Origin of the sequence: Halalkalicoccus subterraneus (assembly GCF_003697815.1) — an archaeon.
Classification (GTDB): Archaea; Halobacteriota; Halobacteria; order Halobacteriales; family Halalkalicoccaceae; genus Halalkalicoccus; species Halalkalicoccus subterraneus.
The window spans coordinates 48604-74273 of record NZ_RDQG01000025.1 but is presented as its reverse complement, the minus strand read 5'-3'; the positions used below and the strand labels follow the sequence as shown (position 1 = coordinate 74273).

Below are 25670 nucleotides of genomic sequence, written 5' to 3'. Positions count from 1 at the left end.
ACACCTATGGACACCACTCACCTCGCTGCGGAACTCGGATCGGACGACCCTGAACTCCCTCCCGCCGAGGCGGCGTTCATCGATGCCGTCGAGACCGCACAGGCGAAGCTCGCGACCGACGAGATCACCCGCGAGGAGTACGACGAGCGGATCCGAACCGCGAGCGATCGCTATCGTAGTGCCACGAGTTCGGACGCCGATCCCGGTGTCGGCGTCGATTCCCCCGATGAGCCGTAAGAGAGCGGTATCGCGGGACGGAGCCGAGTGACCGGTGAGCTCCGCGCCAGCAGTGTCTTCCGTTTCGCCGTGCTACATCTGCCTATGGCACAGAGCACTGTGAGCTTCACCGTTGTCGACCTCGACTCCGAGAACAGCCGAGCGATCACCGACGAGCTGGGGGAGCTCGACGGCGTGATGGGCGTCGAAACCGATGCGGACAGCGGCGATGTGATGGTGAGATACGACGAGGACGTCCTCGCGGGCGAACGGATCGAGATCACCACTCGCGAGCTCGGGTACGACATCGAGTGACGGTCGCGACGTGGACCGGATTCGCGCACGGCACCACATTATCGAGCGGCGGCCCACAACGTACCGACGCAGACGAGTCCCGCGGCCGCACCGGCCGCAAGCGTCGGAAACGCGAGCTCGTAGCCGCCCCGATCGAGCGCCCAGCCGAAGACGACCGGCGAGACGACCGTCGTGCTGAATCCGATGAACGACTGGACTGACAGCGCCGTCCCCATCCGTTCGGGGGCGACGACTTCGGTCACGGTCGTCGAGGTCGGCGCGCTGTCCATCGTGATCGCGATCCCGTAGACGAGCACGACCGCCACCAGCAGCGCGATCGGGAGTCCGCCCAGCAACCCGAGAGTAGCGCTGATCAGCCCGCTTACTACTAACGCGATCGCGATCACTCTAATTCGTCCTACCCGATCGCTGAGTGCGCCGCCGACGAGGTTACCGGGTCCTCCGAGCGCGACGGCTGTTCCGACGAGCGTGCTCGCGGTGAACGCCGGCGATTCGGTCGCGGCGATGGCCGGCACCGTCACGAGAAACGCCGGTAGCCAGTTTCGCATCCCGAAGAGCTCCCAGTTATGCCACGAGTAGACGCCGACAGCGGCGAGGTATGCACGGTTCCGAAGGACACCGAGGTCGAAGCCACCCTCCGCTCGGTCCACGCCGGGAGCATCCCGTCCTAAGCCGAGGATCACGGGGGCGACCCCGAGGGCTCCGATACTCGTCGCGGCGATCGCCGTCCGCCAGTCGAGGGCCGCCGCGATCGTCCCCGCGAACAGGAACGACAACCCGCTGCCCGCGGAGAAGGTTCCGACGTAGACGCCCATCGCCGTCCCGCGATCGGCTTCGACGTACCACTCGGCGACGAACCGCATCCCGGGGACGTATACCCCTGCCATACCGACGCCGGCGATGAATCGGAGGGCAGTCCCGCTGATCACGCCCGTCGCGAACAGCGCGAACAACAGGCTCGCCCCGCCCGTCACCGTCGCGCCGATGGCGATTACCCCTCGCGGCGAGCGTCGGTCGACGAGCATCCCGATGGGGACGATCGCGGCGAGGTAGCCCGCCTGAAACGCGGCGAAGACGATCCCGGCATGTGTCCCTGAAAGCCCCCAGTCGGCGACGATCGCGGGAAGCACCGCCGAGTAGTTGAACCAGACGAGAACGGACAGAAAGAGCGCGCTACTGACGACGGCCAACATCCGCGTTCGTGCCCGCTCGATCATGGCTTCCCCTCCGATCGGGTCGGCATCAATCCTCCGTTCGTCGACTCATCGGTGTTCCGATCACCCCGTTGCCCCTCCGGCATCGGTCGTTCCCACCGTTCCGATATCAGCAGAAAGTTTATTATATACTATCTTTACTAAGTAAAAGTAATAAAATCATGTCGATACTCTCCGGTTACGGGCGTCGCGAGCCGTTCGCCGAGGATCGAGCGTGTGCGATCCGGGTAGCGCGTGCGCTGGCTCTCGCCGCCGCGGGGAGTGCCCTGTTCGCGGGCGTCTTGATCGGTGTGGTGACCCCGTGGACTTCACCGGTTTCCCCGGTCGGAATCGGAGCGGTACTCGGGGCGATCGGGTTCGCATGGAGCTCGATCGCACTGTTGATCAGCGCCGTACTCGCCGCCGCGAGCGCCGCCTAAGTGCGGACTCCCTGTTCGGTCCCTTAGATCGTCTCTTCGAGTGCGTCCGGCCCGAGCGCGCTCGCCGCGGCTCCGGCCCCGGCCTCGGGGTCGACGTCCGCTCCTTCTTCGGCCAACACCGACCCGAAGGCGGCGATGAACTGCGTGACGTTCGCCGGTCGGGCCGAGTGGCCCATGCAGCCGACGCGGAAGATCTCGCCGTCGAGCGCGCCGAGCCCGCCGACGATCTCGATCCCGTGTTCGTCCACGAGCCGGTCGATGACCTCGCCCTCGTCGATGCCGTTTGGAACACGAACGGGGTTGAGCGTCGGCAGCCAGTGCTCCTCGGCGACGTTCAGGCCGACGCCCATCGCGTCGACGCCCGACGCGAGCGCGCCCGCGACGCGCTCGTGGCGGTCCCACGTCGCTTCGAGCCCCTCCTCGGCGAGCAGTCGCAGCGCCTCGCGCAGCGCGTACAGCGTCGAAACTGGGGCGGTGTGATGGTAGTTTCGCTCGTCGCCCCAGTACTCCCAGACGCCTTCGAGGTCGAGATACCACGACCGGACGGGCTCCTCGCGGGCGTGAACCTTCTCCATCGCGCGATCGGTGAACGTGATCGGGCTGGCACCCGGTGGCGCCGAGAGACACTTCTGGGAGCCCGAATACACGACGTCGACGTCCCACCCGTCGGTCCGGAACTCCACGCCACCGAGCGAGGCGACGGTATCCGCGATCGTGTAGGCGTCGTTCGCGTGGGCGATCTCGGTCAGCTCCGGGACGTTCGTCTGTCGGACACCCGTCGAGGTCTCGCCGTGGACGAACCCGAAGACGGTCGGGGAGTGTTCGTCGAAGGCCGCCTCGACGTCCGCGGGATCCAGCGGCTCGCCCCACGGCGCGCTTACCGTGTGGATCTCGCCGCCGGCGCGCTCCGCGATCTCGCCCATGCGCGCCCCGAAGTAGCCGTTATCGGGGACCAGAACCGTCTCACCGGGTTCGACGAGGTTCGCGAAGGCGGTCTCCATCGCGGCCGAACCGGTGCCGCTGACCGCCAGCGTGTGTTCGTTGTCGGTTTCGAAGAGATAGCGAAGCCCCTCCTGGATGTCGTTCATGATCTCGACGCAGTAGTCGTCGAGATACCCCACCAGCGGCGTCGCCATCGAGCGGAGCACGCGCGGGTGGACGTCGCTTGGACCGGGACCCATCAGCGTTCGATCCGGCGGAACGAGCTCGCCGAGCTCGGGTGCGTCGTTCATACTTCACCTCTGCCCGTAGCGAGGTAAAAACCGACCGTTCCGGTTCCGCCGTTCACGTCGTGTGGCTCGCTCTCAGTCGATCGAGACGACTTCGACGTCGAACTCGAGGGTCTCGCCGGCGAGCTCGTGGTTGAAGTCGATCCGGACGACGTCCTCGGTGACGTCGACGATCTCCCCGACCTGCTGTTGTTCGGTCTGGATCATCATCCCCTCCTCGGGGGGCTGGCCGAGCATCTCGTCGAACCCGTCGCGCTCCTGTTCGATGACCTGCTCCTCGTCCTCCGCGCCGTAGCCCTTCTCCGGGGGAACGGTGATCGTCTCGGTGTCGCCCTCCTCGAGCCCGATAAGCCCCTCGTCGAACCCTTCGATGAGCTGGCCCGCGCCGGGCTCGACGGTCAGTGGTTCGTACTCTCGCTCGGGCTGGGATTCGGCCAGCCCGGATTCCTCGGCGACTTCCTCGTGGGACGTATCGAAGACCGTCCCCTCCTCGTCAGTCAGTCGTCCGGTGTACTCGATCGTCGCCTGATCGCCGGGTTCGATTCCCATAGCGATCCGTAGCCCCCGAAGACGGAAAAGACCACAGATACGGGTTGCTGTCCACTGTTCGTGGCCCGTGGAGACAACTACTGCTCTTTGACTCCCGCTGGGGAGTTATTCGTTCGCTTCCCGTCTCTCCCGTTCGGCTTCGATTTCGCGCGCGGTTTCGAGAACGAGCTCGTCATCGAGATGGTCGAGGAGCCGTCTCTGAGCGCGCTCGGTCCGTCGTTCGATCTCGCTAGTGGAGAGATAGGCGTCGAACTTCCGGTCGAGTTCCCGCTCGCGGAGGTCGAGGAACCGTTCCTCGTCGAGGTCGTGATCGTCCGGAACCCGTTCGTCGAACCACTCGCGCCACCGCCCCCGGTCGGCCCACTCGCCACTCAGGTCCGACTCCCTGCGGATCCAGTCGTACTGTTCGGCGATGGTGTCGGGGAACCCGCGATCACGTCTGACGTCCGCGAGAACCGTCCTGCCGACGCGCGCACCGTGACCAGCCGACGTGATCGCTTGCGCTTCCGCGTCCGTCGCCGGTGCTGCCACGTACACTCCGTCGATCGGCGTCGTTCCGTCCTCGTTCGGATACTCGCGGTCGAACTGTTCGTGTGTCTCCCCGCCGTGCTCGTGCGTCTCGAACATCGCTTTCCCGTCGCCGAGCGGTCGGAGGTACTCCGCGTCGTATCTCGCGGCCGCGACGACGCGTTCGGTCCTGACCGTTCTGCCGTCCTGTGTCTCGATCAGGAATCCGCCGCCGTCGGTTCGCTCGACGGACTCGACCATGTCCGCGATGACCGTACAGCCGGCTTCCTCGGCGTGATCGTGGATCAGCCCGTAGAAGGTCTCGACATCGATCCCCGCGGGGAAGCCGAGGTAGTTCCCGAGGTGCGCACATCGTCGAATCGAGGAGTTCCCACGGTCGAAGATCGCCGTTTCGAGCCCGTATCGGGCGGTAAACACGCCCGCCGAACAGCCCGCAGGACCGCCGCCGACGATGACGACGTCGTACTCGAACGCGGTGCGCTCTGCGGTGGCGTCGGTACTACTCATCGTCGGATCGATACCGGTCTGTCGGCTCGGATAAACGGCTCTCCGTCGGTGGCGTGGAACGCGATACCGCCGTTTTCCGTCCGGCTGACCGTCCACCCCGGAAGCGTCGGGATTCCGTAATCCGCCGGGTCGCGGTAGCGATACGCGATGGCCCACACTCTGGCGCCCATTCCCGTGGAGGGCACGGGGGACGCCCGGTTCGACGCTCCGTCGCCCGATGTCCGAGGGGTGACGTCGTGTTCGCTCACGGTCAGAACTTCCCCGTGACGATGTCGGCGACCCGCTGGCGATCGAACAACTCGCTTCCGGCGAATTCCTCGGGATAAAGTCCTTGTGCAGCCCGTTCGAGCTGGAAGAGGTGGATGATCGGACCTTGGTAGGTCAACCCACCGTAGACGATACGGTCGTTTTCGACCGCCTGCAGATCGCTCGCGACGTCGTGGTTTCGGAGGTGTGAGGCGATCTCTTCTTCGAAGTACTCGTCGGTGATCTCGCCCTGCAGTCTGATCGCGAGGACGTCCGGATCGATCTCCAAGAGGGTCTCGTAATCGATGGTGCCGCCGTTGCCGGCCTGCGCGTCCGTGATGTCGTGTTGTGCCAGCGCGTCCCCGACGTTCAGGTCGTTCCAGTGTTTCGACTGTGTTCCCGATCCGATCAGATACGGGTAGAACGCCTCCGGCGGGACACCCTCGGGGTACAGCACCGCGATATTCGGCGTCTCATCGGGGAGGCGTGACTGGACATCGGCGAGCACTTCGTCGTGATACTCCTCGAAGGCCGTGTAGCGTTCCCGTTGCTGGAACACCGCCGCGAGCTTCTCGAAGGCCTCGTAGAGCGTGTAGTACTCGTAGTCGTGCCAGTCGTACACCTGCGAGAAGACCGTGTTGCCGAAAAACGGGGCGACGTTCTCGCGGATCTCCTCGACGTCCGCCTCGTCCCACTGCAGCCGGTTGACCATGAAGTTCGGGTCGATGACGTGGACGTCGGCGTCGAGTTCGTAGAATATCTCCTTGCCCGTACCGTCCTGATACAGCTCCGTGATCCCGTCCTGATCGACCGAAACGCCGGGTAGCTCCTCGTAGAGGTGCGAGCCGAACCGGGCACTGACGCCGATGGCCGACAGGCCGTCGCCCTGCCCGAGCGCGACGCCCATGTCGGCGTAGTCCCCGGTGTAGGGGATCCACGTTTCGGGAACGGAGTCGAACTCGACGGTCCCGACCGGCTCCATCGTCACCGAGTACGAGGAATCGTCCGTCCCCCCGTCACCGCTCGCGGTCGTACTTCCGTCCGTATCGCTCGTACACCCCGCAAGCAAACCACTGCCGACGACTGCACTACCGTATACCATGTACTCGCGCCGTGTCGGCGACCCGCATCGGATGTGGACTTCGCCAGCCATCAGATCTCCCCGTTGATGATCTCCGCGACTCGCTCACGGTCGAACAGCTGTTCGTCACGTGGGATCTCGGGGTAGGGACCGCTCTCGTAGACCGGCCACGCGCCGAACCGCTCGGGGTAGAGCTGTTTCGCGACCATCTCGATCTGAAACAGGTTGAGAACCGGGCCCTGGTACCGTGCGCCCTGGGCGTAGATGCGGTCGTTCTCGACCGCGGCGATCTCGCGGGCGACCGGGTGATCACGCAGGTCGTCCCGGATCGTCGCCATCTCCGTCTCCGGAGCCATCCCACCGAGCGCGAGGATCACGTCGGGATCCGCCTCCAGCAGCGCCTCCATGTCCACTTGGGCGTTGGTGGTGACCGCACCGTCGAACGCGTCGTCGGGCTCGAACGGACGGAGGTGAGACGACAGAAACCCGGGCGCATCGGTGGCGTAGACGTAGATCTCCTCGATATCGCTCAGGCCGACCAGCGCGAGCGTCGGGCGCTCGTCGGCCAGCGGGAGATCCGCCTCGACGGCCCCGAGCACCTCCTCGCGGATCGCCGCGAGCTCCCGGTATCGGGCCTGCTCCTGAAACGCCTCCGCGACGAGCTCGAACTGCTCCCACAGCGTGTAGTACTCGTAGCCGTCCGCCCACTCCTCGGGAGGCTCCTGGTGGAGATCGCTCAGCGAGTTGCCGAACCAGGGGCCGACGTTCTCGGCGATCTCGTCGAAGTCGTCCCGGCTCCAGCCGGTGTCCCGCGCGACCCCCGCTGGATCCGCGAGATGAACGTCACTGTCGAGTTCGTACAGCGCTTCCTTTTCGGGCTCCCACGAGGAGTACACCCCCGACCAGTCGAGCGAGACGCCGGGGAGGCGCTCGACGAACTGGTTCCACAGCGCGTCGTAGTGTGCAGGCGCGTGCATCGCGTTAACCCCGTTGCCGCGCCCGAGGGCGAACGCCATGCCGGCATGGTGGGTCAGCCGCGTGAACACGCTCTCGGGCGGTGCGTCGAACGTGACCTCGCCGGTGGGAGACATCGTCACCGTGTACGAATCCCCGTTCCCGGTGCTTCCTGCGGACCCCTCGTCCGCCTCGCTCGTTTCGCCCATACAGCCCGCGAGCAGACTGCCACCGACGACCGCGCCGCCGTACGCCAGGTACTCACGCCGCGTCGTTCCTCCGGGGCACGCCAGTTTGCATTCCATGGATTTAGGCTTGCCTAAATATATAAAGTCGTTTCGATTATTAGGCAGACCTAAACAAGGGAGAGGGGTGGGAAGCCGTACCGCTATGGGACGCCCTGGATGGCGGTATCTGGGCTGAGAAACCGGCAGACGAGGGTGGACAGGAAAGGGTTATTCCCCCCGACTCGACTCCCGCCTAGGGACTCGCGATGGATCGACTGGCATCCCTCCGGCGGGAGGCAAGCGGGCTCTGGGCGGGCGGCAGGGGCAAGCTGCTGATCGTAATCGCGCTCGGGTGGGGACTGCTCAACGGCACGCGGATGATCTTCCCGGTGTTGCTCCCGTCGCTCAGCGCGGACTTCGACCTGACGCTCACCACCGCCGGCTTTCTGGTGACGCTCATCTGGCTCGGCTACGCGATCGGCCAGGTTCCCGGGGGCGTGTTGGCCGACCGGCGCGGCGAGCGGGCGGTGATGACCGCGAGCGTGGGAATCGCCACGACCGGCCTGCTCCTGGTCGTCCTCGCCCCCACGGCGGTCGCGCTGTTCGCCGCGACCGGGCTGTTCGGGCTGGGGCTGTCGCTGTACCCCGTCGCCCGGATCACCGCCCTCTCGGAGCTGTATCCAAAGCGGATCGGGCGGGCACTGGGCATCACGATGGCGGCGGGCGACACCGGCCAGACGGTCCTCCCGCCGGTCGCCGGCGCGATCGCGGGCGTGCTGACTTGGCAGGTCGGCCTCGGGTTGGTCATTCCCGTTCTGGTGGCGGTCGGCGTTACCATCTGGCTGACCCTGCCGGCGGCCGCGGACGGCGCGACCGAGGAAAACGGCGGGTTCTCGATCGCCGGCGCGCGGAGCGTGCTCGCGGAGCTTCGCGACCCAACACTGCTGTTCATGGCCGTGATCCTCTTTCTCTATATCGGGATCCTCCAGACGTTCTCGGCGTTCTATCCCACCTATTTGATCCAGGAGAAGGGGCTCTCTCCGGCGGTTTCGAGCACGCTGTTCGGTCTGTTTTTCGCGGTCGGGATCGTCGCCAAACCCGCGGCCGGCACGGCCTACGATCGGATCGGGATCCGCCGCTCGCTGCCGGTCGTCCTCGCCGGGGCGATCGTCGGGTTCTCGCTGCTGCCGGTCGTCGAGAGCATCGCTTCGCTGGTCGTCGTCACCGTACTCGTCAGTACGATGCTCGGCTCGGGGGCGATCACCCAGTCGTACCTCTCGGATACGATCCCCGAGGAGATCCAGGGCACCGGACTCGGCGCGGTTCGGTCGTTCGCCTCGATGATGGGGGCGATGGGGCCGGTGCTGTTCGGCGCCGTGGCCCAGCGAGGATACTTCGACGAGGGTTACGCCGTCCTCGCGGGGCTCGTTGCCCTCATCACGCTGCTCACGCTTCGCCTGCCCCACGAGGAGTGACCTCCCGTCTCTCGATTCCGTCGGCGTTTCGCCCGTGAATCGAGTGCCTAGGGGTCTAACACCGGTCGGACGCACGGCCAACCACGAACCGCGTCGACACCGTCGACTCCGGGATCGGCATCGGTGAACTCGAACTGACCCGGGTACTCGTCGTCGAGATAACTGCCGTCGGCACGCTCGGGCTGGTCGTCGCGTGGGTACGGCGTCCCTGTCTTAGCGTGTACAGCACCGTCACGAGTCCCATGTTGATGTAGATCGTCTTCGTGTGGTTGAAATTAATACAATATGCTCTGATATATATCCAATTCCGAACATCGGGATGGAGACGTTCACTGCAGGAAAGGCGCTCGTTGAATTTCGCGTATGGTAGTCATACCACCATTCGTCTACCAGCGCGACGGGAACGCGCTTCGGGCCAAGCGGAACGTTCTCCCGTCCGGCCGGATTCGACTGTACTGATGCTCGATTCGCCGCCCGCACGGGTGCTCGCCGTGATCACCCTCTGTTGTGTGCTCGGAGCCCTCTTCGTCGGTTACGGTGCGACGACGGCCGACCCGACGCGAAACGACTACCCGAACGAACGGCTCCTGATCGAGGACCCGGACGATGCCATTGGCCAGCAGGTCGAACTCTCCGGCGCGGTCGTCGCCGTCGATCCCGTCGTGATCGCCGTCGAGAACCCGACCGGTGACCCGCTCGAACTCCGGGTCACGAACGTCAACGAGCCGGTCGCCGAGGGTGAAGAGTTGCGGGTTTTCGGTACCGTCGAGTCCGATACGTCGATCGCCGCCCAGCGGACGCTGGTTCGTGAACCCTGGGAATCGAGCTACATGTACGTCGTCTCGTTGCTCGGCGGTACGTGGACGCTCGTCCGCTTCATCCGTGGCTGGCGCATCGACACCGACGAGTGGGCGTTCGTCCAGCGGAAAACTCCGCTGGGACTTCGGGGGTGGAACTGATGGCCGAGTGGCTCTCCCACGTACTGATCGCCTACGCGCTCGCGACGCTGCTCTCGTGGCGCTGGTCGTGGATCACGCCACAGTACAAGACGCTCGCCATGATCGGATCGTTCGTCCCCGATCTCAACCGGTTCGAGCTCCTCATCAGCGAACACACCGTCGAAGCCCTTCTCGGAATCCCCTTCTCGTGGAGCCCGCTGCACTTTCTCAGCGGTTCGCTCCTCGCCGTCGCGATCGGCTCGCTGCTGGTCGCCCCGCGCTATCGCACCCGGGTGTTCTCGGTGCTGGCTCTGGGGGTGGCGACCCACCACGCTATCGACCTCTTTCTCGTCAGCCTCTCGGGGCACTCGTATTCGATCCTCTGGCCGCTGACCCAGTACGCGCCGCCGACGCCGAGCCTCTACCTGAGTACCGACCGCTGGCCGGCACTCGTTGCGGGCGCTGTCGCGGGGATCGTTCGGCTGCTCGACGAGCGATCGGGGTGATGCGATTCCCTCACTCCACCCGTGACCCGATCCGAAATCGGTTAACGCATCAATAACTATACAACAACGCTCCGTCGGTTACGGTACCCTCCGGGTGGTACAGTATGAGGGTATTGTGGTTGTCAACTTCCATGGCTCAGGCCGTTCGGGTCCGAACCACCCACCGAACGGCCCGCTCCCACTTTATGGCCGTGGCGAGCCCGGACTGTCCGTCCTGGCCCGCCGCGGCCATCACACGTTTCTCACTTCGCGATGAGCGGGGTCGCTGGGCCGACGCATCTAACGCCGTTGAAGACGATTTCGAGGGATGACGGACGAATTCGATCCCGTTCGCGCTTGAACGGTTCCCCTGCCATTGGAGCGGTCTGCAACACCGCACCGGGTCGCCGAATGCCGTTCGTTTGACGGGCGCTACTCGTTTGGGTTTCGTTCGTTGGGTTCGTCCGGCGTCTCGTTCGCGTCCCGCACGCTCGGCAGGTTGGGATCTCGATGCGGGTTGCGGCCGTAGGGAGTCGCGCCGATCCCTTCCCCGAGTTGCGTCTTCAACGTGCGCCTGAGCCGGTTGAGGCTCGTCGTATCGAGGTCGTGCTGGGCCGCGAGTCGGCGGAACGCCGGCTCGTCAGTGATGTCGTTTGCCTTGTACTGGCCGAACAGCTCCTCGAGGCGCGATTCGGTGATCGCCCTCGCGTCGAGGTCGTCCAGCCCGAGGTAGCTCCGGCGTTCGACGTCGACGATATGGCGGATCACCACGAGCGCGACCTTCGGGATCGCCCGCTGGCTCCCGAAGGCGGTGAGGTCGAGGTCCTCCATCACGCCGAGGGCACGGTCGCGCTGCCAGGGCGTGAGATCGAGCGCGTTACAGAGTGCATGGGTCGTTCGCAGTCGGTCGAGGTAGTGCGTGCGGGTGCTATGGCCCTTCGTCGCCGGGTGTTGTTCGTCGTGGAGTCGCCGGACGTTCTCCGAGAGGTCGTTTTCGGGCGAGTCGGCGCGCCCGATGATCGTCGCGCTCGGCGTCAGGACGTCCCAGCGGCGGACGAGTCCGTCCCGCTGTGCTTCCGCGCGCGTCAACGATCCCGATCCCGACCGGGTATCGATCCACTCCGCGCCGTCGAACCCGCTTTCCCACCCGTGTTCCGCGGACGGTTCGGGTTCGGGGTCGGCGTCGGAGCCCATTGCCGTCCCGTTGGAGCCGACCGTAGTTCAATCCCTCGACCACCTGTCACGGCGACTGGACGAAGTCGATCCCGGATTCGAGGGCGAGAGCCACGGCTGAACGCTGTGACACCGTCGGCAGAACCGGGCTTCCCGTCGTATCTACTCCTTATCGCGAGAACCACTTAAATGGCCGTTTGCCCGTTCGGTCGATCACCATCCGGACGGTCCTCATCCCTCCTCGCCGCCCCGGCCGACGATGACTGTGTTCTCGACCAGGGTCTTATGCCCGCGACGCAGCCGTTCGGAGAGTGCCTGATGTGAGATGTCGAGTTCGCTCGCGAAGTCCGACAGCGAGACGTTCCGCGGGACGTCGTAGTAGCCGTACTCGTAGGCCGCCGCGATCGTGTTCTCCTGCTCGTCGGTCAGCCCGAACCGGCCCTGCTTGCCCCGGTCGACGTTGTAGATCCGCTGGATGTCGATCGAGAGGTCGTTCTCCTCGCAGAAATCGTAGGTCCGCGAGAGGGCATCCCGGTCGGGAAAGAGGATCCGTATGAACCAGCCGTCCTGTCGTCCCTCGGACGCGAGGATCGTCCCCTCCTCCTCGATGAGGATGTGGATCAGCGTCTCGATGGAGTCGATCCACTCCATCTGGTAGAGCGCTTCTTCGCCCAGGTCGGCGATCTGCTCGACCGTGTCGATGCTGGGATCGTCCTCCAGCGTCGCTTCGAGCGTGTCGGGATCCGCGCCCGTCGACCAGACGTACGGCATGATGTGCTCGGGATCGTGGGCAACGATCCGCTCGATCTCGAAGTTGACCTCGTCGAGCGTATCGAGCGTATAACTCAGTGCGAATTCGTCTGCCGGGATACGAATTTCGGCGATAGTAGCCATGGGCCCCGGTTGTACCCGAAGACGGATATAGACCTCGTTGGCGCGGGTTCGCTGTGGTCCCTACCTGTGAAACCTCGATCCCCGCACGCGGAAGTCGGCCACGTTCCCGACCCGCTCGACGTGGTGGTCGGATTCGATGTGGTGATCGATCGCCCGTTCCATCGGCGAGCGCGAGTCGATCGTCCCTTCCCGCGCCGACCACTTACACTCCGTGCAGACGTACTCTCGACCCACCCCTACGAGTATGAACGCGATCCCTATGATCCCTTCACTTGCGAACCCCGCCGCTATTTATATTCCATTCAGAATTTACAACCAATTACATTTCTCTACCGGCGCTTACCAGGTCAGCCCCTCGTAGGTGATCGCCGGGGTCGGCTCGACGATCCGCCGGCCGTCGATGACGACCGGCGTGGCCATCGTCTCGAACGCCTCTTCGAGGGCGGCGAACTCGTCCCAGTCGGTCACGACGAGCGTGCCGTCGGCGTCCGACAGCGCCTCGGCGGCTGAGTCGGCGTACTCGACCTCGGGGAACCGTTCGCGCATGTTCCCGGTCGCGACCGGGTCGTAGGCGACGACCTCGGCCCCGCGTTCTGCCAGCCCTTCAATGACGGGGATCGCCCGCGAGTTGCGGATGTCGTCGGTGCCGGGTTTGAACGCCAGCCCGAGGACGGCGATCCGCGCGCCCTCGACGTCGACGTGTCGATCGAGCAGTTCGAGCATCCGCTCGGGTTGGTGGTCGTTGACTGCGACGACTGAATCGAGCAGTTCGGGCTCGTAGCCGACCTGCCGGGCCGCAGCGCGCAGGGCATCGACGTCCTTGGGGAAACACGAGCCACCCCAGCCGACGCCCGAGCGGAGGAACTGCTCGCCGATTCGGTCGTCGAGCCCGATCGCGTCGGCGACCCGATAGGCGTCGATCCCGAACTCCTTGCAGATGTTCCCGATCTCGTTGATCAGGCTGATCTTCGAGGCCAGAAACGCGTTGTTCGCGTACTTGATCATCTCCGCCTCCCGGATCGTGGCCTCGACGACGGCCGGGTCGGCCCGCTCGATCAGGGGCTCGAACACCTCGAAGAGCCGCTCGCGGCCCCACTCGTCGGCGGCGCCGAGCACCACCTTGTCCGGTTCGAGGAAGTCCGTCACCGCCGAGCCCTCCCGGAGGAACTCGGGGTTCATCCCGATCCGGATCCGCTCGCCGACGGCCTCGCCGGCGCCGTCCTCGATCGCCGGGATCAGCGTTTCCTCCGTGGTTCCGGGAATGACCGTACTCTTGACGACGACGAGGTGTTCGCGATCGCCGCCCGCGAGCGCTTTTCCGACCGAGCGCGCCCCCGTTTCGATGATTGAAGCGTCGATCGATCCGTCCTCCCGAGAAGGCGTCGGCAACGCGAGGAAGATCACGTCACACTCCCGAATCGCTTCGTAGTCGGTGGTCGCTTGCAGACGTTTGCCGGCGTACTCCTCGAGGAGTTCCTCCAGCCCCGGTTCGTGTATCGGTGCCTCCCCCCTGTTGAGCCGCTCGACGACCTCCTCGTCGATGTCGAGCGCCGTCACCTGATGGCCCAGATCGGCGAAACAGGCGGCGATCGTCGTCCCGACGTAGCCGCTGCCGACGACTGCGATGTTCATTGTGATGGTCCTCTTCCTTGATTGTAATCAGTATTTGGATACGCCATTCAGATCACCACCTCGAAGGAGAATGCCGACTACCGCCGACCCGCGAACTGGTCGTCGGTGAGCACCCGCGGGTCCTCGGGCTCGGTCGTGTCGATCGACTCCGTGACTGCGTTCCGGTAGCCGTCGTACGTCGGCCGGTCCTCGCCGTCGATCCGTACGGTCGCCGTCCCGCGCACGCCGTCGAACACCGCCCAGTCCGTCTCCTTGTCGAAGTCGAACCAGTTCGCCATCCGGACGTCCGCGTCGGCGAAGAAGTCGAACGTCTCGGCGATCCACTCGTCCTTTCGCTCGGGGTCGAACCCGCCTTCGACCGCCGAGGAACTCCCGTATTCGGGGATCGAAAGCGGGGCGTCGTTGCCGGCGAGCGCCCGCAACCGGTCGATCATCGGCTCGAAGACCTCCCGGGCTGATCGCCACGTGGACCACTCCTGGCTGGCCCCCCAGTTGTAGCCGTCGACGCCGAGCCAGTCGACGTACTCGTCGCCGGGGTAGTACTCCTCGGCGGCGTGGCCGCCGACGTCCTCCCAGTTGGGCGACCAGATCCACTGAACGTGCGTCGGCTTCAGGGCCGTCTCGCCCAGCCGATCGTGGAGCGTCCGCCACATCCGCACGTAGTCTTCCGGAGTGGCGTCGGGGTGGACGGTCGCCCACGGATACCAGTCGCCGTTCATCTCGTGGGCTGGTCGGAAGTAAAAGCGCCGCCGCTGGTCGCCGGAAAAGACCCACGACTCGAGCAGGTCCGTCCACTCTCCGAGCAGGCCGTCGTAGCGTCCCTCGTGGATTCGCCGTTCGAGGGGACCCTCTGGGCCGTCCGACACGAACGGCTCCCACGTGAGCAGGGGGATCTGTCCACGTTCCCAGACGGCGGTCATCGCCCGCTCGATCCGCTCGCGGGTCCATCGCTCAGTGAGGTCCGTCCCGGTAAACAGCGTCACGACTGGGGGCCGCATCGAGAGCCACTCCTCGTGACGGCCGAGCGAGCGGATCTGCTCTTGGGGGTCCCCTTCGCCGGGGAAGACGCCGACGAGCATCCTGTGATCCCGCCCGAACCCCTGACAGCCGGCGAGGCCGCTGCTTGCGACGATCCCCATCGTCCGAAGCGCGCGCCGCCGGGAACTCCACATCGATCGACGTTGTCCGCCCCGACGGGATCTCGCCTCAAAAGGGTGTCTCCCCGTCGGTCCGTTCACCGGGCGACGATCCTCCTCGAAGCCCACACGAATTTTTATATAGATCGAAACTAACACGTCACGTTAATGACTGATTTCTTCCTCGGGGCTCCGGTCCTCGCGTTGGTCGTCCTCTCGCTGTGGATCGCGCTGGCGCTGTACGGGCTCTCTGCGGTCTGGTGGCTCGTCGAGACGGTCGTCCTCGCGCGCGGGTATGCCGTCGATCCCGACGAGGCCGAGTGAGGGTTCGATGAGATCCAGGTGCGGATCCTGACTATCGACGCCGAGTCCGTGGTCCAGGCGACCGTCAACGCCGTCCCTGAGGCCATCGATGACGTCCACGTGATCGCCGAGGCGCCGATCTCGATCGACGGGGCCGCCGTCCACGTCGTCCCCGACGGGTTCGAGTGTGACGCAACTAACAAGGGTCGGGCCGTCGAGTGGGCGCGTCAAACGGTCCCCTGCAGCAGGGAGTACGTGCTGTATCTGGACGAGGACACCGTTATGGCCGGCTTTTCGGGGCTTCCCGACGCGGACGTGATCCAGTTCACCGAGAAGCCGATCTACACCGGCTCGCGGGTGACGTATCTCTGTGAGGTGTTTCGCGTCGGCTACCAGTTCGAGCAGTTCGGCTTTCACCGGCTGCGATACCCGCTGTACGCGTGGGGCGGCGGCGTCGCGGTCCGTGCCTCCCTCGAAGAGCGGGTGACCTGGGACGTCTCGACGATCACCGAGGACACGAACTTCATCTGGCGTGCGGCCGACGCCGAGTCGATCTCCTTTGCCGTCGTCGACTCGCGGTTCAGAAACCAGGCACCCCCTTCCATCCGGGCGATGATCAGACAGCGCCGTCGCTGGATCTCCGGGACGCTCGCCGACGGCGGGCTGCTCCCGCTGCGATACCGGCCGCTGTATTTCACCCGCATCATCGCGTGGGCGTTCTCGCCGCTGGTCCCGCTTCTCGTGTTCGCTGCGGCGCTGTTCCCGGCGACGGTCCCGACGATGGGGTGGTACCGTCCGATCTCGCTGGCACTGTTCGGCATGCTGTTCGTCTACATGGGTGTCGGTCTGCTCGGCTACCGCAAACACCCGATCCTGTGGCCCGTCTTCGTCGTCGCGACGCCGATCGCGTTCGTGGCCCATTCGATCGGGGCGCTGTGGGGTATCGTCAGCCCGGTCGCGACGTTCGAGGTGACCGAGAAGGTCGCCCCCGAAGTGATCGAACAGCGCCACGAGGAACTCGCGGCGGGCGATCTCACCGATCACGACGGAACCGAGCGGCTCGTCCGCGAGGACGACGACGTGTTCGTTACGACCGTCTTCGACGACTGACGGCTCAAAACCCGGATCGTTTCTGGACGTGTCGGCCGCTGTTGGTTCGCCCGGTGTCCTCATCCGATACTGTTAGTTTAATACCAAGAGTATGATTTTTCAACACCAGTTCAGTACATATCCATCAACAATACATAGTTTTTTCTTTGCTGACGTTATTATCCGTCCGTGAACGTACTTGTTACTGGGGGAGCCGGGTTCATCGGGAGCCACCTTGTCGACGCGCTCGCCACGGAGCACGACGTCGCCGTCCTCGATGACTTCTCGAGCGGCCGTCGTTCGAACGTCCATTCCTCCGCGACCGTTATTGAGGGGAACATCCGTGACGAGCGCCGTCTCAAAAAGGCCGTTGGGACCGCCGACGTGGTCTTCCACGAGGCCGCGAGCGTCAGCGTCGACCGCTCGATCGAGGACCCGATCGGAAGTCACGCGGTCAACGTCGACGGGACCCTCTCGCTGCTGGAGGCCGCACGGCAACACGACACTCGGTGTGTTCTCGCTTCGAGCGCGGCGATCTACGGCCAGCCCGAGTCGGTGCCGATCGAGGAATCGGCACCGAAAACACCCGAATCGCCCTACGGCGTCGAGAAACTGAGCATCGACCAGTACGCCCGCGTCTACAACGACCTCTACGACCTGCCGACGGTCGCGCTCCGATATTTCAACGTCTACGGCCCGCGACAGACGGCCGGCGACTACAGCGGCGTCATCAGCACGTTTCTCGAACAGGCACGAAACGACGAACCGATCACGGTCCACGGTGACGGGACTCAGACGCGGGATTTCGTCCACGTCTCGGACGTCGTGCAGGCGAATCTCCGAGCGATGGAGACCGACGCGGTCGGCGAAGCCTACAACGTCGCCACGGGCAAAACCGTCACGATAACCGAACTCGCCCACACGATCAAAAGCGTCACCGGCTCGGACTCGGAGATCGTCCACATCGAGGGTCGAACCGGGGATATTGACCGTAGTTGTGCGAAAACCGAGAAGGCTCGTAGTCGGCTGGGGTACGAGCCGACGATCACGCTTGAAGACGGGCTTCAGACGCTGACCTGATGGAGAGACTGATGAGAGAACTGACAACAATAGCGTATTTATACGAGGACAGTACATTCCAAAGACGATGAAGGTCGTTAGAGTGACAGATACGGATCGATGGGAAACGTTCGTGGAAGGAAACGGCGGACCGGTGTTCGACAGTTGGGCGTGGGGAAAACTGTGTGAGTCCTGTGGTCACCGGACCTACTTCCTCGGGGTCGAAGAGAACGGGGAGTTGCTCGCCTGTCTTCCCCTCGTCTACATGAGGAGTCGATTGTTCGGTGATCAACTCGTTTCGATGCCATACAGTGCGTATGGATCGGTCGTGAGCGCTCGGGACACACCCGAAGACGCCATTCACCTCCTGCTCGAACCGGTTCGTGACCTCGCCGACGAACTCGGTGTCGAGTTCGTCAGCCTTCGGGGGCGGGACCTCGGCGATCCGCCCGGCTTCGAGAAGGAAAACCGGTTCGTCACGTTCGAGATTCCGTTGACGGACGGCGCGGAGGCGGTGTGGGACTCGCTCGACGGCTCGAACCGTACCCATATCCGGAAGGCTCGAAAGAACGGAGTCGAGTATCGGCGGGCGACCTCGAAGACGGATCTACGGCGGTACTACGACCTCTATCTGGAGAACATGCGAGATTTCGGTAGTCCCCCCCATTCGTTCTCGTTTTTCGTCCGTCTCTGGGACGCTCTCGGCGAGCACATGGTGGTCGAACTCGCACTCATGGACGGTCACCTAATCAACGGTCAGATCCGCTTCCTGTACGGGGACCGCTGTTTCGACTGGGGTGGGATCACCGATTACGAGTACCGTGACCTGCAAGGCGGGAGTTTCCTGCTGTGGAACGGTATCGAGCACGCCTGCGAGGCGGGCTACGATACGTACACGCTCGGGCGAACTCGCGAGGAGACCGGCGTCTATAACTTCAAGAAGAGCTGGGGCGGTACAAAGATCCGGTTCGATGACTACCACTACTTTCCGGACGAATCGACGACGCTTCCGGATCCTGACGACGAGAAGTACGACCGCCTCAAGGACGTCTGGGAGCGCCTCCCGTTGAAGGTCACGGAGCTGATCGGCCCACCGATCCGGCGCAACATCAGTCTTTGATCAGTGCTCGTCGAGGACGTCCTCGTAGAGATCGAGATACCGTTCGGCGATCGTATTCCACGAGAGGCGTTCGGCCTGTTTCGTACTCTGCTCGCTCATTCGGGCCCGTTTCTCGGGATTTTCGAGCAGGTCCGCGATCACTCCGGCAAGCGCCTCCGGGTTCTCCGGCGGAACGACCTCGCCACAGCCTGATTCGCCCACCAGTTTCGAGAACTCCCCTGCGGTCGATGCGACGACGGGCTTGCCGAAGGAGAACGCGGTCGCGAGCGTACCGCTGTGTCCCTTCGTTCCGCCCTTCTGTCGTCTGTAGGGGACGGCGACGAGTGCGGCCCGCGAGAAGAACTCCCCGACCCGATCGTTCGGGATGAAGTGGTCGTGAACCTCGAAGTTCTCGGGATGCCGGTCGATGATCTCACGCGAGCGTTTACCCAGCCGCCCGTTGCCGGCGATGACGAGGGTGACGTCGGGCACCTGCTTGCGGACGAGCGGAATCGCTTTCACCAGCGTATCGATCCCCTTCGCAGGGATGATGTGTCCGAAAAAGAGCACGGTGTGGTCCTCCTCGGGCAACTCCTCGTAGTCGTAATCACCGAACATATCGTTGACTCCATGCGGAATAACCGATACCGCCTCCGAGTCCGGGATGCGGTTTCGAAGGACCGTCCGCTGGTTCTCGGTGTGGACGATCGAATGCCGAATGTCGAGATCGGAGATCAACGCATCGACGATCCCTTCGAGGGCGTCCGGCGGGCGCGAGAGGGGGACTCGCTCGACCGATATCTCGTGATGTGTCACTATGAAGGGGTATTTCTCGTCGAGTCGGTAGCGGTTCGCGTAGAATTTCACTTGGGGAAACAGGCCCGTTGGATCGTGAACGATGTCGGGATCGATCGTTTCGATCAGCCGCAGGTTCTTATAGGACGCAAGTGCCTTCAGATTGCGTCGGATATCGAAGTTGAACTTGCGCAATTCCGGCAACGAGATGTTCATTGACTTGAACGTATTGAGAACCCGAACGTCCTCGGTGAAGACGTCATCAGCGGTCGTCTCTTCGGCTTTGAGTACCGTTACGTCGGCGTGTTTGGCGACCGCATTCGAGAGTTGAGCGGCATAATGGGGAAGCCCACCGCTGTTTTGCGAGAGTATATATGCGATTTTCATCACTTGTATTACGGTGTACTGACAATTATAGTCTACTGAATAATTCATCTACATATGCATTAATTGAAAAAATTATATGATTTATATGCCGTCGTTGGTCCGAACACCGACACACTCACTGGTTCGATCCGAGCAACACATCGAAAAAGAGATGAAAGACAGTACTCCCGAGTAAACCGACGACTGGCAGCGGCGAGATACCGATCTGGAGCGACCGAACGAAGTACGTCATCGCATGCCGGTACTCCTCGTCCTGGTGGAGGTAGTATCCCATTGCAAAGTACATCTGCCGGTAGAAGACGTACGTAAAGGGCCTGACTTCGGGAACTCGATCGCTGGCCAAGGAGACGTACTTCTTGCCCTCGGTCAGGTAGTGGGTCGCGTCGATCCGATCCGCGGACATGCTGGCCTCGTGGTATCGGACGGTGAACGTCTCGCGACAGAGACAGACGCCCGCCCGTGCAGCCTCGAGCGCGAACAGGTGGTCCTCCCATCGACCGAGCGTCTCCTCGAAGCGCACGTCGACCTGCTCGGTGTCGAGGACGATCGAGGACATCACCTCGTTGAGGTCGCCGACGAACAGTTCGTAGAAGAAGTCGTCACGTGACATCGAGGGGTCGCCATCGAGACAGAGGCCCGCACCCGTCCGCTTCATTTGTTCCAGTTGGCGTTCGAGTTTGTCCGGCTTCCAGAGATCGTCGGCGTCGAGAAAGGCGACGTAGCGCGTGGAGGCGCGCTCGATGCCGCGATTGCGGGTCGCCGCCGGACCGCTTCCTTCGGGATCCTCGACGACGATGGGTTCCGTTGGGACAGCCTGTTCGTCGATCGAGCGCTTCGCCTCCGTTAACATCCGCTCGGGCGTGTGTTCCGGACTGTACGGAATGACCACCGAAACCGTCGGGTCCGGATCCGTCCTCGGCATGATCGTATTGTCACTGCGAGTGCACTTCACTATTGCGTCCCGACCGACGGCTATCCCTCGGATTCGGTGACGTCGACCCAGATGTAGGCGCTGCGGTAGGCTTCGCTTCCGTCGGGCGAGTCTGGGGGCTCCCCGGTGTAGAGTAGATAGGTCAACCGGAGGTTCTCCCCGGCTCGGTCGGGAGTGACGACGTGCTCGTTCTCGACGGTCTCGCCGTCCCTGAGCGTGACATCGAACCGATCGAGTTCGCTCACCGACTGGACGGAGGTTTGCGAGCCGTCGGTCTCGATTTCCTGTAACTGCACGACGACGGTGTAGGAGGTCTGCGTTCCTTCCTCGTTCCCGACCCCGACGATCAACGATTGCTCCTCACCGACCGTGAGCTCGTCGGGATACTCCTCTGAGACGGGCCCGTCCCCCCCGTCTTGAAGGAGATAGAGTTCGGTATGGCCGTTGGGCTGTACCGGTACCATCGCGTAGGCGACACTGCTGAGTACGAATAGCACCACTAAACCGATCACGATCGACGAGAGTAGTCCACCTGAGCGTACCGGTCGGCGGGAGTCGAGATCGTCGAGCCACGACTCGACTGAACGGCCGAACCGTTCGGCGGGCGGAAGAGCGAGTCGACGGAACGTTCCAATGGCGGCGAAGGCGATCGTCAGCGCGCCGAGGATCCCGATCACCACTGAAGACCCGGCGACGGAGAGGAGGGACAGTCCCCTCCCGACTAGCAATAAGAGCCCACAACTCGCGGCGATTGATACCGCCGCCCGTTCCAAGCGGCCGATCTGAAACCGGGCTGTCTCCGCGCCGGAAGCGGTCGCTGCATGCGGAAACAGTGCAGCGACGAGGGCGTAGCCCGGCACGAACCCGACGAATCCTACCCGGACTACCGTTCGAAAGGGAGTCCCTTCGACCACCGGGAGCGCCGTCAGAGAAACGACCACCACACACAGTCCGACGGCAATCAGATCGGCCGGAACCTGCCAAAGCGAGGACGAACCGACGTGCTCCTCGACGATGTCTTGCATCGTCCCGAACTACCGCAGCAATTGATATAAATATGACAGTCACTACGACGTTCCGATCGGTTAATCCATCGGCTATTGTCCGATGGAGAGATACTGATCCGACTCTCATATGATGATCGTGATCATATAACACGATTCGCCCGATGAACCGGATACACTTTCGTCTCCACCGACAGTACTGGTATCATTTAGACAATATATTTATCCGGGCGGGACGAAGGCCGCTGTATGGAGCGAGAGGAGGGGATGACGCCTGAGCGGTTAGAACGCCTCGTCGATCGTCGGATCGACGAACGGCTGACCGAACTACTGGACCAACACGCTTCGGGACGGGTTCCTGATTTGATCGACGAGGGCGTCCCGCGACGGGAGGCGATGGCGATGGCAGCCGGTGGCGTTGCCGGATACGGTATTTCGACGCTGGTCGGGAGGGACGGCTCGAACGGTGGGGGCGTTATCGGCGAGGATAATGGGGACGAGGAAAACGGCGGCGCATCGGCATCCGACCTCCAGCAAGCGCTCGAAAACGAATCGATCGTGCGGGTCGTCGGTGAGATCGACGTCACCGGGGAAACCCCGATTACCATCCCACAGAACACCATCCTGTTCGGGAGCGGGGTCTACCGGCAGTCGCTCGATACCATCGGTGGCGATGGTCTGCGCGCCGAAACGGAGGGACCGCTGCTTGAGACGATGGAAAACGACGTTCAGGTATCCGGGATTGCACTCGTCAACACCGGAGACGGTGGTGATGCGATCAGTATGGGTGGGTACTCGAGTCGTGTATCGCATACGGACCTGTTCGCGACACGCTACGGGATCAACTGCGCTCCCGACGAGCGCAGTACCGAGCCGCGGATCAATTTCAACCGCGTCATTTCGACGACCGGAGCGGACGGCGAGAGCGTCGGAATCCGGATCGAGAACATGAACGATGCGAAGGTGATAAACAACATCGTCGCGGGGTTCGACACCGAGATCGCCGTTCAAGAGGAGAGTGCAATCGTCTCACTAAATCACACCTACACCCATCCGGCATCAGGTTCGACCGTCGGTGTTCGGATCGATGCTCCCGCAGTCCGCCTCGTGAACAATCGGATCGAGGGTGATTCCAGCCGGGCGGGCATCGAGATAACCGCCAGCGGACGCTCGATCGTCTCGCAGAACCTCGTACAAGTCCCTTCCGGAGCAGACGGGATCGTGCTTGACGTCGGCTCGGAGCTGGTCAACAGCGTTATTGCGTACAACCAGATCGAGGGCTACTCGTCGGACGAGGCCGCCAGTACGGCGGTTGAAGGATCGACCATCGACGTTTTCGATCGATCCTTGGTTGGTCCCAACGCCACCCGCTACTTCGAGGGGGAGGGCGTGACTGGGGTCGTGGAGGCAGCGGGCGTCGAAGGGACGCCGACTGCGGATCGGTACTTCACCTATCAAACCGTCGAGAACGTCGATGACAACAGTCTCTGGATGAAAGCGCGCCAGGGGATGTACCGGATCGCGTAGCTACGTGTCCTCCCGTCCGAACTGCTGGCTATCCGATCCGTCATACCGGAACACGTCGGATTCGCCGCTGGTGTACACTTTGTTCGTTGACTGTTCGATGGCCGTCCGTTCCGATTCCGTGAGGTAGTACTGGGGAACGGTCCCCTCGTACTCATCGGCGTCAACGATGGACCGATCACGGACGTAGACGTAGCCTTCCGAGAACTCGATGCCGGGCTGCCAGTCGACCTTCACCTGCCTCACGCTCGCGTTCGAGTAGTTCTCCGGGAAGATCGATCGGAACATCTCGCCGGTGTAGCTGTCGGTGTAGATCACCGGTCCAGCGGTGCTGGTCCCGTCGATCCATTCCCCGCCATTGATCTCCGCATCCGTGTAGGCAAGCGAATGGGTGTCCGAATCGAGCGAGATATCGGAGGTAACCGGCTCCCCGATCGCGTTGTAGGCGACACCAGTATTGAGCAACATGAGGACGGCCAGAGCCGCGAGAATCGGCCGCCAGACGGGAATGTCGACGTCGCGGACAACGTTGATGAGGCCCGTGAGCGCGAGGTAACCCACCGGCATGAAGGCTGCGAGCACCGTGAGAACGATCTGGTATACCCGATCGGCTCCGAGATTACCGCTGATGAAGTACGACGCAGCCAGGAACAGCAGCATGGGGATCGCGAGCACAGCCAATTTGATCGCCTCGTTTGACCGCGGTTTGTCTGTCGAAAACAGCCGCACGAACACTTGCGAGAGGACGCCGACCCCCGCAAGCGCCATCAGACCCATGTGGAGCAGGAGCGTGGCCGTGTAGGCGATTCCGGACTGTGATTCGACGGCACTCGCCCCCGAACGGTGGATACTCTCGCCCGAGAGGACCGCGTAGATTTCGACCGGGATACCCACGAGGACGCCGGCCACGTTCTGGAGCATCCCCGGGGTCGTGGCGGCGTACCAGGCGACCGCCGCACCGCCGAACGCGACCGCGTAGATCCCGGTGATACGTAGTCCGACGTCATCGCCCGAATATGCCTTGTAGATCCGTCCCAGGACGTAAGCAACCGCGAGCGAGATGACGAAGATGTAGGTGGTAGTGTAGTGCGACAGGATCAGTCCGATCCCGAAGACGGCCCCCACCCACTCCTTGCCGGGGAGCCGGTCCCGGTCGGTGATCATCGTGAGGACCACCAGTATCATGAACAGCTGAGCAATGCGTGTTTTACCCGGTGTGCCGTTGAACGTCCGGAAGTAAAAGACGAAGAAGTACGCTCCGGCGAAGGCCACGTCTCTCCCGAAGACGTCCGCGAAGGTGTAGTAGATGGCGACCGGAGCGAGCGCAAACAGCAGCGAGTAGAGCACCTTGAAGACCAGCGCGGTACTGATGCCGGTCACTATCGAGTAGACGGCCGGCACCGCCCCGACGACCGGAATGGATGAGTACACATCGGCCATCCCCGGCTCCCACGCCCCGTTTTCGAGCACCAACTCGACAAAGAAGTAGTTCACCTGGATATCCGATCCAACGACCGCGCCGGTGATCAGGTTGCGATGGAGGACGATTCCCGCCGCGACGGTGAACACTGCGAACGGATAGAGCTTCGGCGGAACTTCCCTGATCGAGACGAGTACGACGACTGCGACCAGGAGGAGAAACGCATACATCAGCCGGCTGCTCCCCACGGCGTTCATACGATGGGCTGCCAGCGCCGCAAGTGCCGGTAAACAGAGCAGGAACGCGCCGATTGCGGTATCCTGTGTCGTGAACGACGGAACACGGAGAACGAGACTTCGATCGCGCCAGTACGAGACGACGGTCAATGCTATGACTATCCCGCTGACCGTGAGAGCGATCGGACGAAAGGAGAGTGGATCGGGGATGCCGAGTACAGGATACGCGAGGCTTCCTACGACGCTCACGCCGGCGAGAATCGTCAAGCTGAATCCCGCGACGTACAACGACAGCTCCCCGATACGGTCGATACGGTTGTCGATCAATAGGAGGAGCATGAACCCGGGCGCGAGTAACAGTGCGACACCCAAGATCGCCCGTAACAAGGAGGTTTCAACACCGGATGGACTGCCCCCGACGCTGGCCCAGAACGCGATGAGAAGACAGCCGACTACCAGAGCGATCGAGCGCCGGTGAAGACGTACCCTATGAGATGACTGGGAGCTATCGACGACCGTCCGTGTGTTCGTCTCAGACTGCGTTCGTCGAACCGATCTCCCCCCCGATGACATATTTATAGAAACCGATCAGATGCGTATAACTA

General features: G+C 63.2%; 25 protein-coding genes and 1 pseudogene. 10 read left to right on the top strand and 16 right to left on the bottom strand.

Annotated features, from left to right (window positions below; genetic code table 11):
* The first annotated feature begins 6 nt into the window (after nt 1–6).
* Nucleotides 7–237: a hypothetical protein gene (locus EAO80_RS07460; RefSeq protein WP_122089291.1), complete on the top strand. Its 231-nt coding sequence runs from the start codon at nt 7–9 to the stop codon at nt 235–237.
* Nucleotides 238–321: 84 nt separating this feature from the next.
* The gene (locus EAO80_RS07455) at nt 322–531 is read left to right on the top strand and encodes a heavy-metal-associated domain-containing protein (protein ID WP_122089290.1); all 210 of its coding nucleotides are present in this window, start codon (nt 322–324) and stop codon (nt 529–531) included.
* Nucleotides 532–569: 38 nt separating this feature from the next.
* Here EAO80_RS07455 and EAO80_RS07450 read toward each other — a convergent pair whose 3' ends face one another.
* The gene (locus EAO80_RS07450; protein ID WP_245998521.1) at nt 570–1748 is read right to left on the bottom strand and encodes an MFS transporter; all 1179 of its coding nucleotides are present in this window, start codon (nt 1746–1748) and stop codon (nt 570–572) included.
* Nucleotides 1749–1906: 158 nt separating this feature from the next.
* Between EAO80_RS07450 and EAO80_RS07445 the strand changes: the two genes are divergently transcribed.
* On the top strand, nt 1907–2164 hold the full coding sequence (locus EAO80_RS07445; protein ID WP_122089289.1) for a hypothetical protein: 258 nt from the start codon (nt 1907–1909) through the stop codon (nt 2162–2164).
* Between the two features lie 23 nt (nt 2165–2187).
* Here the strand turns inward: EAO80_RS07445 and EAO80_RS07440 are convergent, their stop codons facing one another.
* The 6 genes from EAO80_RS07440 to EAO80_RS07420 form a co-directional block, all read right to left on the bottom strand.
* The gene (locus EAO80_RS07440; RefSeq protein WP_122089288.1) at nt 2188–3396 is read right to left on the bottom strand and encodes a pyridoxal-phosphate-dependent aminotransferase family protein; all 1209 of its coding nucleotides are present in this window, start codon (nt 3394–3396) and stop codon (nt 2188–2190) included.
* Between the two features lie 72 nt (nt 3397–3468).
* Entirely contained in the window at nt 3469–3942 is a 474-nt protein-coding gene (locus tag EAO80_RS07435; protein ID WP_122089287.1) for an FKBP-type peptidyl-prolyl cis-trans isomerase, read from the bottom strand.
* 105 nt (nt 3943–4047) lie between these two features.
* Nucleotides 4048–4977, bottom strand: a complete 930-nt coding sequence (locus EAO80_RS07430) for an NAD(P)/FAD-dependent oxidoreductase (RefSeq protein ID WP_122089286.1) — start codon at nt 4975–4977, stop codon at nt 4048–4050.
* Nucleotides 4974–5225: a hypothetical protein gene (locus EAO80_RS19590; RefSeq protein ID WP_162993915.1), complete on the bottom strand. Its 252-nt coding sequence runs from the start codon at nt 5223–5225 to the stop codon at nt 4974–4976. Before EAO80_RS19590 ends, EAO80_RS07430 begins: the two co-directional genes overlap by 4 nt.
* A gap of 2 nt (nt 5226–5227) precedes the next feature.
* Nucleotides 5228–6325: an ABC transporter substrate-binding protein gene (locus tag EAO80_RS07425; protein WP_122089335.1), complete on the bottom strand. Its 1098-nt coding sequence runs from the start codon at nt 6323–6325 to the stop codon at nt 5228–5230.
* A gap of 50 nt (nt 6326–6375) precedes the next feature.
* Nucleotides 6376–7563 (bottom strand): ABC transporter substrate-binding protein, encoded by a 1188-nt coding sequence (locus EAO80_RS07420; RefSeq protein ID WP_122089285.1) that lies wholly within the window; start codon nt 7561–7563, stop codon nt 6376–6378.
* A 188-nt stretch (nt 7564–7751) separates the two neighbouring features.
* On the opposite strand from EAO80_RS07420, the gene EAO80_RS07415 reads away from it, so the two are divergent.
* The 3 genes from EAO80_RS07415 to EAO80_RS07405 all read left to right on the top strand — a co-directional run bounded on the left by EAO80_RS07415 (nt 7752) and on the right by EAO80_RS07405 (nt 10404).
* Nucleotides 7752–8960, top strand: coding sequence for an MFS transporter (locus EAO80_RS07415; RefSeq protein WP_211330661.1), 1209 nt, complete (start codon nt 7752–7754; stop codon nt 8958–8960).
* Nucleotides 8961–9418: 458 nt separating this feature from the next.
* Complete coding sequence (locus tag EAO80_RS07410; protein WP_122089284.1) at nt 9419–9919, top strand: hypothetical protein; 501 nt, start codon at nt 9419–9421, stop codon at nt 9917–9919.
* Nucleotides 9919–10404, top strand: coding sequence for a metal-dependent hydrolase (locus EAO80_RS07405; protein WP_122089283.1), 486 nt, complete (start codon nt 9919–9921; stop codon nt 10402–10404). The genes EAO80_RS07410 and EAO80_RS07405 overlap by 1 nt, the downstream gene beginning before the upstream one ends.
* Before the next feature lie 411 nt (nt 10405–10815).
* On the opposite strand, the gene EAO80_RS07400 is transcribed toward EAO80_RS07405, so the two are convergent.
* The 5 genes from EAO80_RS07400 to EAO80_RS07385 all read right to left on the bottom strand — a co-directional run bounded on the left by EAO80_RS07400 (nt 10816) and on the right by EAO80_RS07385 (nt 15254).
* Nucleotides 10816–11577, bottom strand: coding sequence for a DNA-directed RNA polymerase subunit epsilon (locus EAO80_RS07400; RefSeq protein ID WP_122089282.1), 762 nt, complete (start codon nt 11575–11577; stop codon nt 10816–10818).
* 210 nt (nt 11578–11787) lie between these two features.
* Nucleotides 11788–12450 carry a helix-turn-helix domain-containing protein gene (locus EAO80_RS07395; RefSeq protein WP_122089281.1) on the bottom strand — a complete coding sequence of 221 codons (663 nt, stop codon included), beginning with the start codon at nt 12448–12450 and terminating at the stop codon, nt 11788–11790.
* A 60-nt stretch (nt 12451–12510) separates the two neighbouring features.
* Nucleotides 12511–12684, bottom strand: coding sequence for a hypothetical protein (locus tag EAO80_RS19585; RefSeq protein ID WP_162993918.1), 174 nt, complete (start codon nt 12682–12684; stop codon nt 12511–12513).
* 105 nt (nt 12685–12789) lie between these two features.
* Nucleotides 12790–14082 carry a UDP-glucose 6-dehydrogenase AglM gene (aglM, locus tag EAO80_RS07390; protein WP_122089280.1) on the bottom strand — a complete coding sequence of 431 codons (1293 nt, stop codon included), beginning with the start codon at nt 14080–14082 and terminating at the stop codon, nt 12790–12792.
* 77 nt (nt 14083–14159) lie between these two features.
* Nucleotides 14160–15254, bottom strand: a complete 1095-nt coding sequence (locus tag EAO80_RS07385; RefSeq protein WP_122089279.1) for a glycoside hydrolase family 26 protein — start codon at nt 15252–15254, stop codon at nt 14160–14162.
* A 132-nt stretch (nt 15255–15386) separates the two neighbouring features.
* Between EAO80_RS07385 and EAO80_RS07380 the strand changes: the two are divergent.
* The 3 genes and pseudogenes from EAO80_RS07380 (at nt 15387) to EAO80_RS07370 (ending at nt 18789) form a co-directional block, all read left to right on the top strand.
* A pseudogene (locus EAO80_RS07380) lies at nt 15387–16631 on the top strand (glycosyltransferase family 2 protein).
* Between the two features lie 168 nt (nt 16632–16799).
* A complete protein-coding gene (locus tag EAO80_RS07375) occupies nt 16800–17690 on the top strand; it encodes an NAD-dependent epimerase/dehydratase family protein (RefSeq protein ID WP_122089278.1) in 891 nt (296 codons plus the stop codon).
* 67 nt (nt 17691–17757) lie between these two features.
* A complete protein-coding gene (locus EAO80_RS07370) occupies nt 17758–18789 on the top strand; it encodes a lipid II:glycine glycyltransferase FemX (RefSeq protein WP_122089277.1) in 1032 nt (343 codons plus the stop codon).
* On the opposite strand, the gene EAO80_RS07365 is transcribed toward EAO80_RS07370, so the two are convergent.
* From EAO80_RS07365 to EAO80_RS07355, 3 genes are all read right to left on the bottom strand, one after another.
* A complete protein-coding gene (locus EAO80_RS07365) occupies nt 18790–19950 on the bottom strand; it encodes a glycosyltransferase (protein ID WP_122089276.1) in 1161 nt (386 codons plus the stop codon).
* A 115-nt stretch (nt 19951–20065) separates the two neighbouring features.
* Nucleotides 20066–20872 (bottom strand): glycosyltransferase family 2 protein, encoded by an 807-nt coding sequence (locus EAO80_RS07360; protein WP_122089275.1) that lies wholly within the window; start codon nt 20870–20872, stop codon nt 20066–20068.
* A 50-nt stretch (nt 20873–20922) separates the two neighbouring features.
* Nucleotides 20923–21906 carry a DUF1616 domain-containing protein gene (locus EAO80_RS07355; RefSeq protein ID WP_122089274.1) on the bottom strand — a complete coding sequence of 328 codons (984 nt, stop codon included), beginning with the start codon at nt 21904–21906 and terminating at the stop codon, nt 20923–20925.
* Between the two features lie 228 nt (nt 21907–22134).
* Here EAO80_RS07355 and EAO80_RS07350 point away from each other — a divergent pair, with 228 nt between their 5' ends.
* Nucleotides 22135–23412 carry a right-handed parallel beta-helix repeat-containing protein gene (locus tag EAO80_RS07350; RefSeq protein ID WP_122089273.1) on the top strand — a complete coding sequence of 426 codons (1278 nt, stop codon included), beginning with the start codon at nt 22135–22137 and terminating at the stop codon, nt 23410–23412.
* Here EAO80_RS07350 and EAO80_RS07345 read toward each other — a convergent pair whose 3' ends face one another.
* Entirely contained in the window at nt 23413–25452 is a 2040-nt protein-coding gene (locus tag EAO80_RS07345; protein ID WP_245998515.1) for a DUF2206 domain-containing protein, read from the bottom strand. It abuts the gene before it with no gap.
* Nucleotides 25453–25670 lie beyond the last annotated feature (218 nt).

Coding starts and splice junctions, on each gene's coding strand:
- EAO80_RS07355 (WP_122089274.1), bottom strand. CDS start 21,906: ATGCAAGACATCGTCGAGGAGCACGTCGGTTCGTCCTCGCTTTGGCAG.
- aglM (WP_122089280.1), bottom strand. CDS start 14,082: ATGAACATCGCAGTCGTCGGCAGCGGCTACGTCGGGACGACGATCGCC.
- EAO80_RS07385 (WP_122089279.1), bottom strand. CDS start 15,254: ATGTGGAGTTCCCGGCGGCGCGCGCTTCGGACGATGGGGATCGTCGCA.
- EAO80_RS07415 (WP_211330661.1), top strand. CDS start 7,752: ATGGATCGACTGGCATCCCTCCGGCGGGAGGCAAGCGGGCTCTGGGCG.
- EAO80_RS07425 (WP_122089335.1), bottom strand. CDS start 6,325: ATGGTATACGGTAGTGCAGTCGTCGGCAGTGGTTTGCTTGCGGGGTGT.
- EAO80_RS07410 (WP_122089284.1), top strand. CDS start 9,419: ATGCTCGATTCGCCGCCCGCACGGGTGCTCGCCGTGATCACCCTCTGT.
- EAO80_RS07445 (WP_122089289.1), top strand. CDS start 1,907: ATGTCGATACTCTCCGGTTACGGGCGTCGCGAGCCGTTCGCCGAGGAT.
- EAO80_RS07450 (WP_245998521.1), bottom strand. CDS start 1,748: ATGATCGAGCGGGCACGAACGCGGATGTTGGCCGTCGTCAGTAGCGCG.
- EAO80_RS07420 (WP_122089285.1), bottom strand. CDS start 7,563: ATGGAATGCAAACTGGCGTGCCCCGGAGGAACGACGCGGCGTGAGTAC.
- EAO80_RS07460 (WP_122089291.1), top strand. CDS start 7: ATGGACACCACTCACCTCGCTGCGGAACTCGGATCGGACGACCCTGAA.
- EAO80_RS07440 (WP_122089288.1), bottom strand. CDS start 3,396: ATGAACGACGCACCCGAGCTCGGCGAGCTCGTTCCGCCGGATCGAACG.
- EAO80_RS07360 (WP_122089275.1), bottom strand. CDS start 20,872: ATGCCGAGGACGGATCCGGACCCGACGGTTTCGGTGGTCATTCCGTAC.
- EAO80_RS07365 (WP_122089276.1), bottom strand. CDS start 19,950: ATGAAAATCGCATATATACTCTCGCAAAACAGCGGTGGGCTTCCCCAT.
- EAO80_RS07430 (WP_122089286.1), bottom strand. CDS start 4,977: ATGAGTAGTACCGACGCCACCGCAGAGCGCACCGCGTTCGAGTACGAC.
- EAO80_RS07435 (WP_122089287.1), bottom strand. CDS start 3,942: ATGGGAATCGAACCCGGCGATCAGGCGACGATCGAGTACACCGGACGA.
- EAO80_RS07370 (WP_122089277.1), top strand. CDS start 17,758: ATGAAGGTCGTTAGAGTGACAGATACGGATCGATGGGAAACGTTCGTG.
- EAO80_RS07400 (WP_122089282.1), bottom strand. CDS start 11,577: ATGGGCTCCGACGCCGACCCCGAACCCGAACCGTCCGCGGAACACGGG.
- EAO80_RS07350 (WP_122089273.1), top strand. CDS start 22,135: ATGGAGCGAGAGGAGGGGATGACGCCTGAGCGGTTAGAACGCCTCGTC.
- EAO80_RS07395 (WP_122089281.1), bottom strand. CDS start 12,450: ATGGCTACTATCGCCGAAATTCGTATCCCGGCAGACGAATTCGCACTG.
- EAO80_RS07455 (WP_122089290.1), top strand. CDS start 322: ATGGCACAGAGCACTGTGAGCTTCACCGTTGTCGACCTCGACTCCGAG.
- EAO80_RS07405 (WP_122089283.1), top strand. CDS start 9,919: ATGGCCGAGTGGCTCTCCCACGTACTGATCGCCTACGCGCTCGCGACG.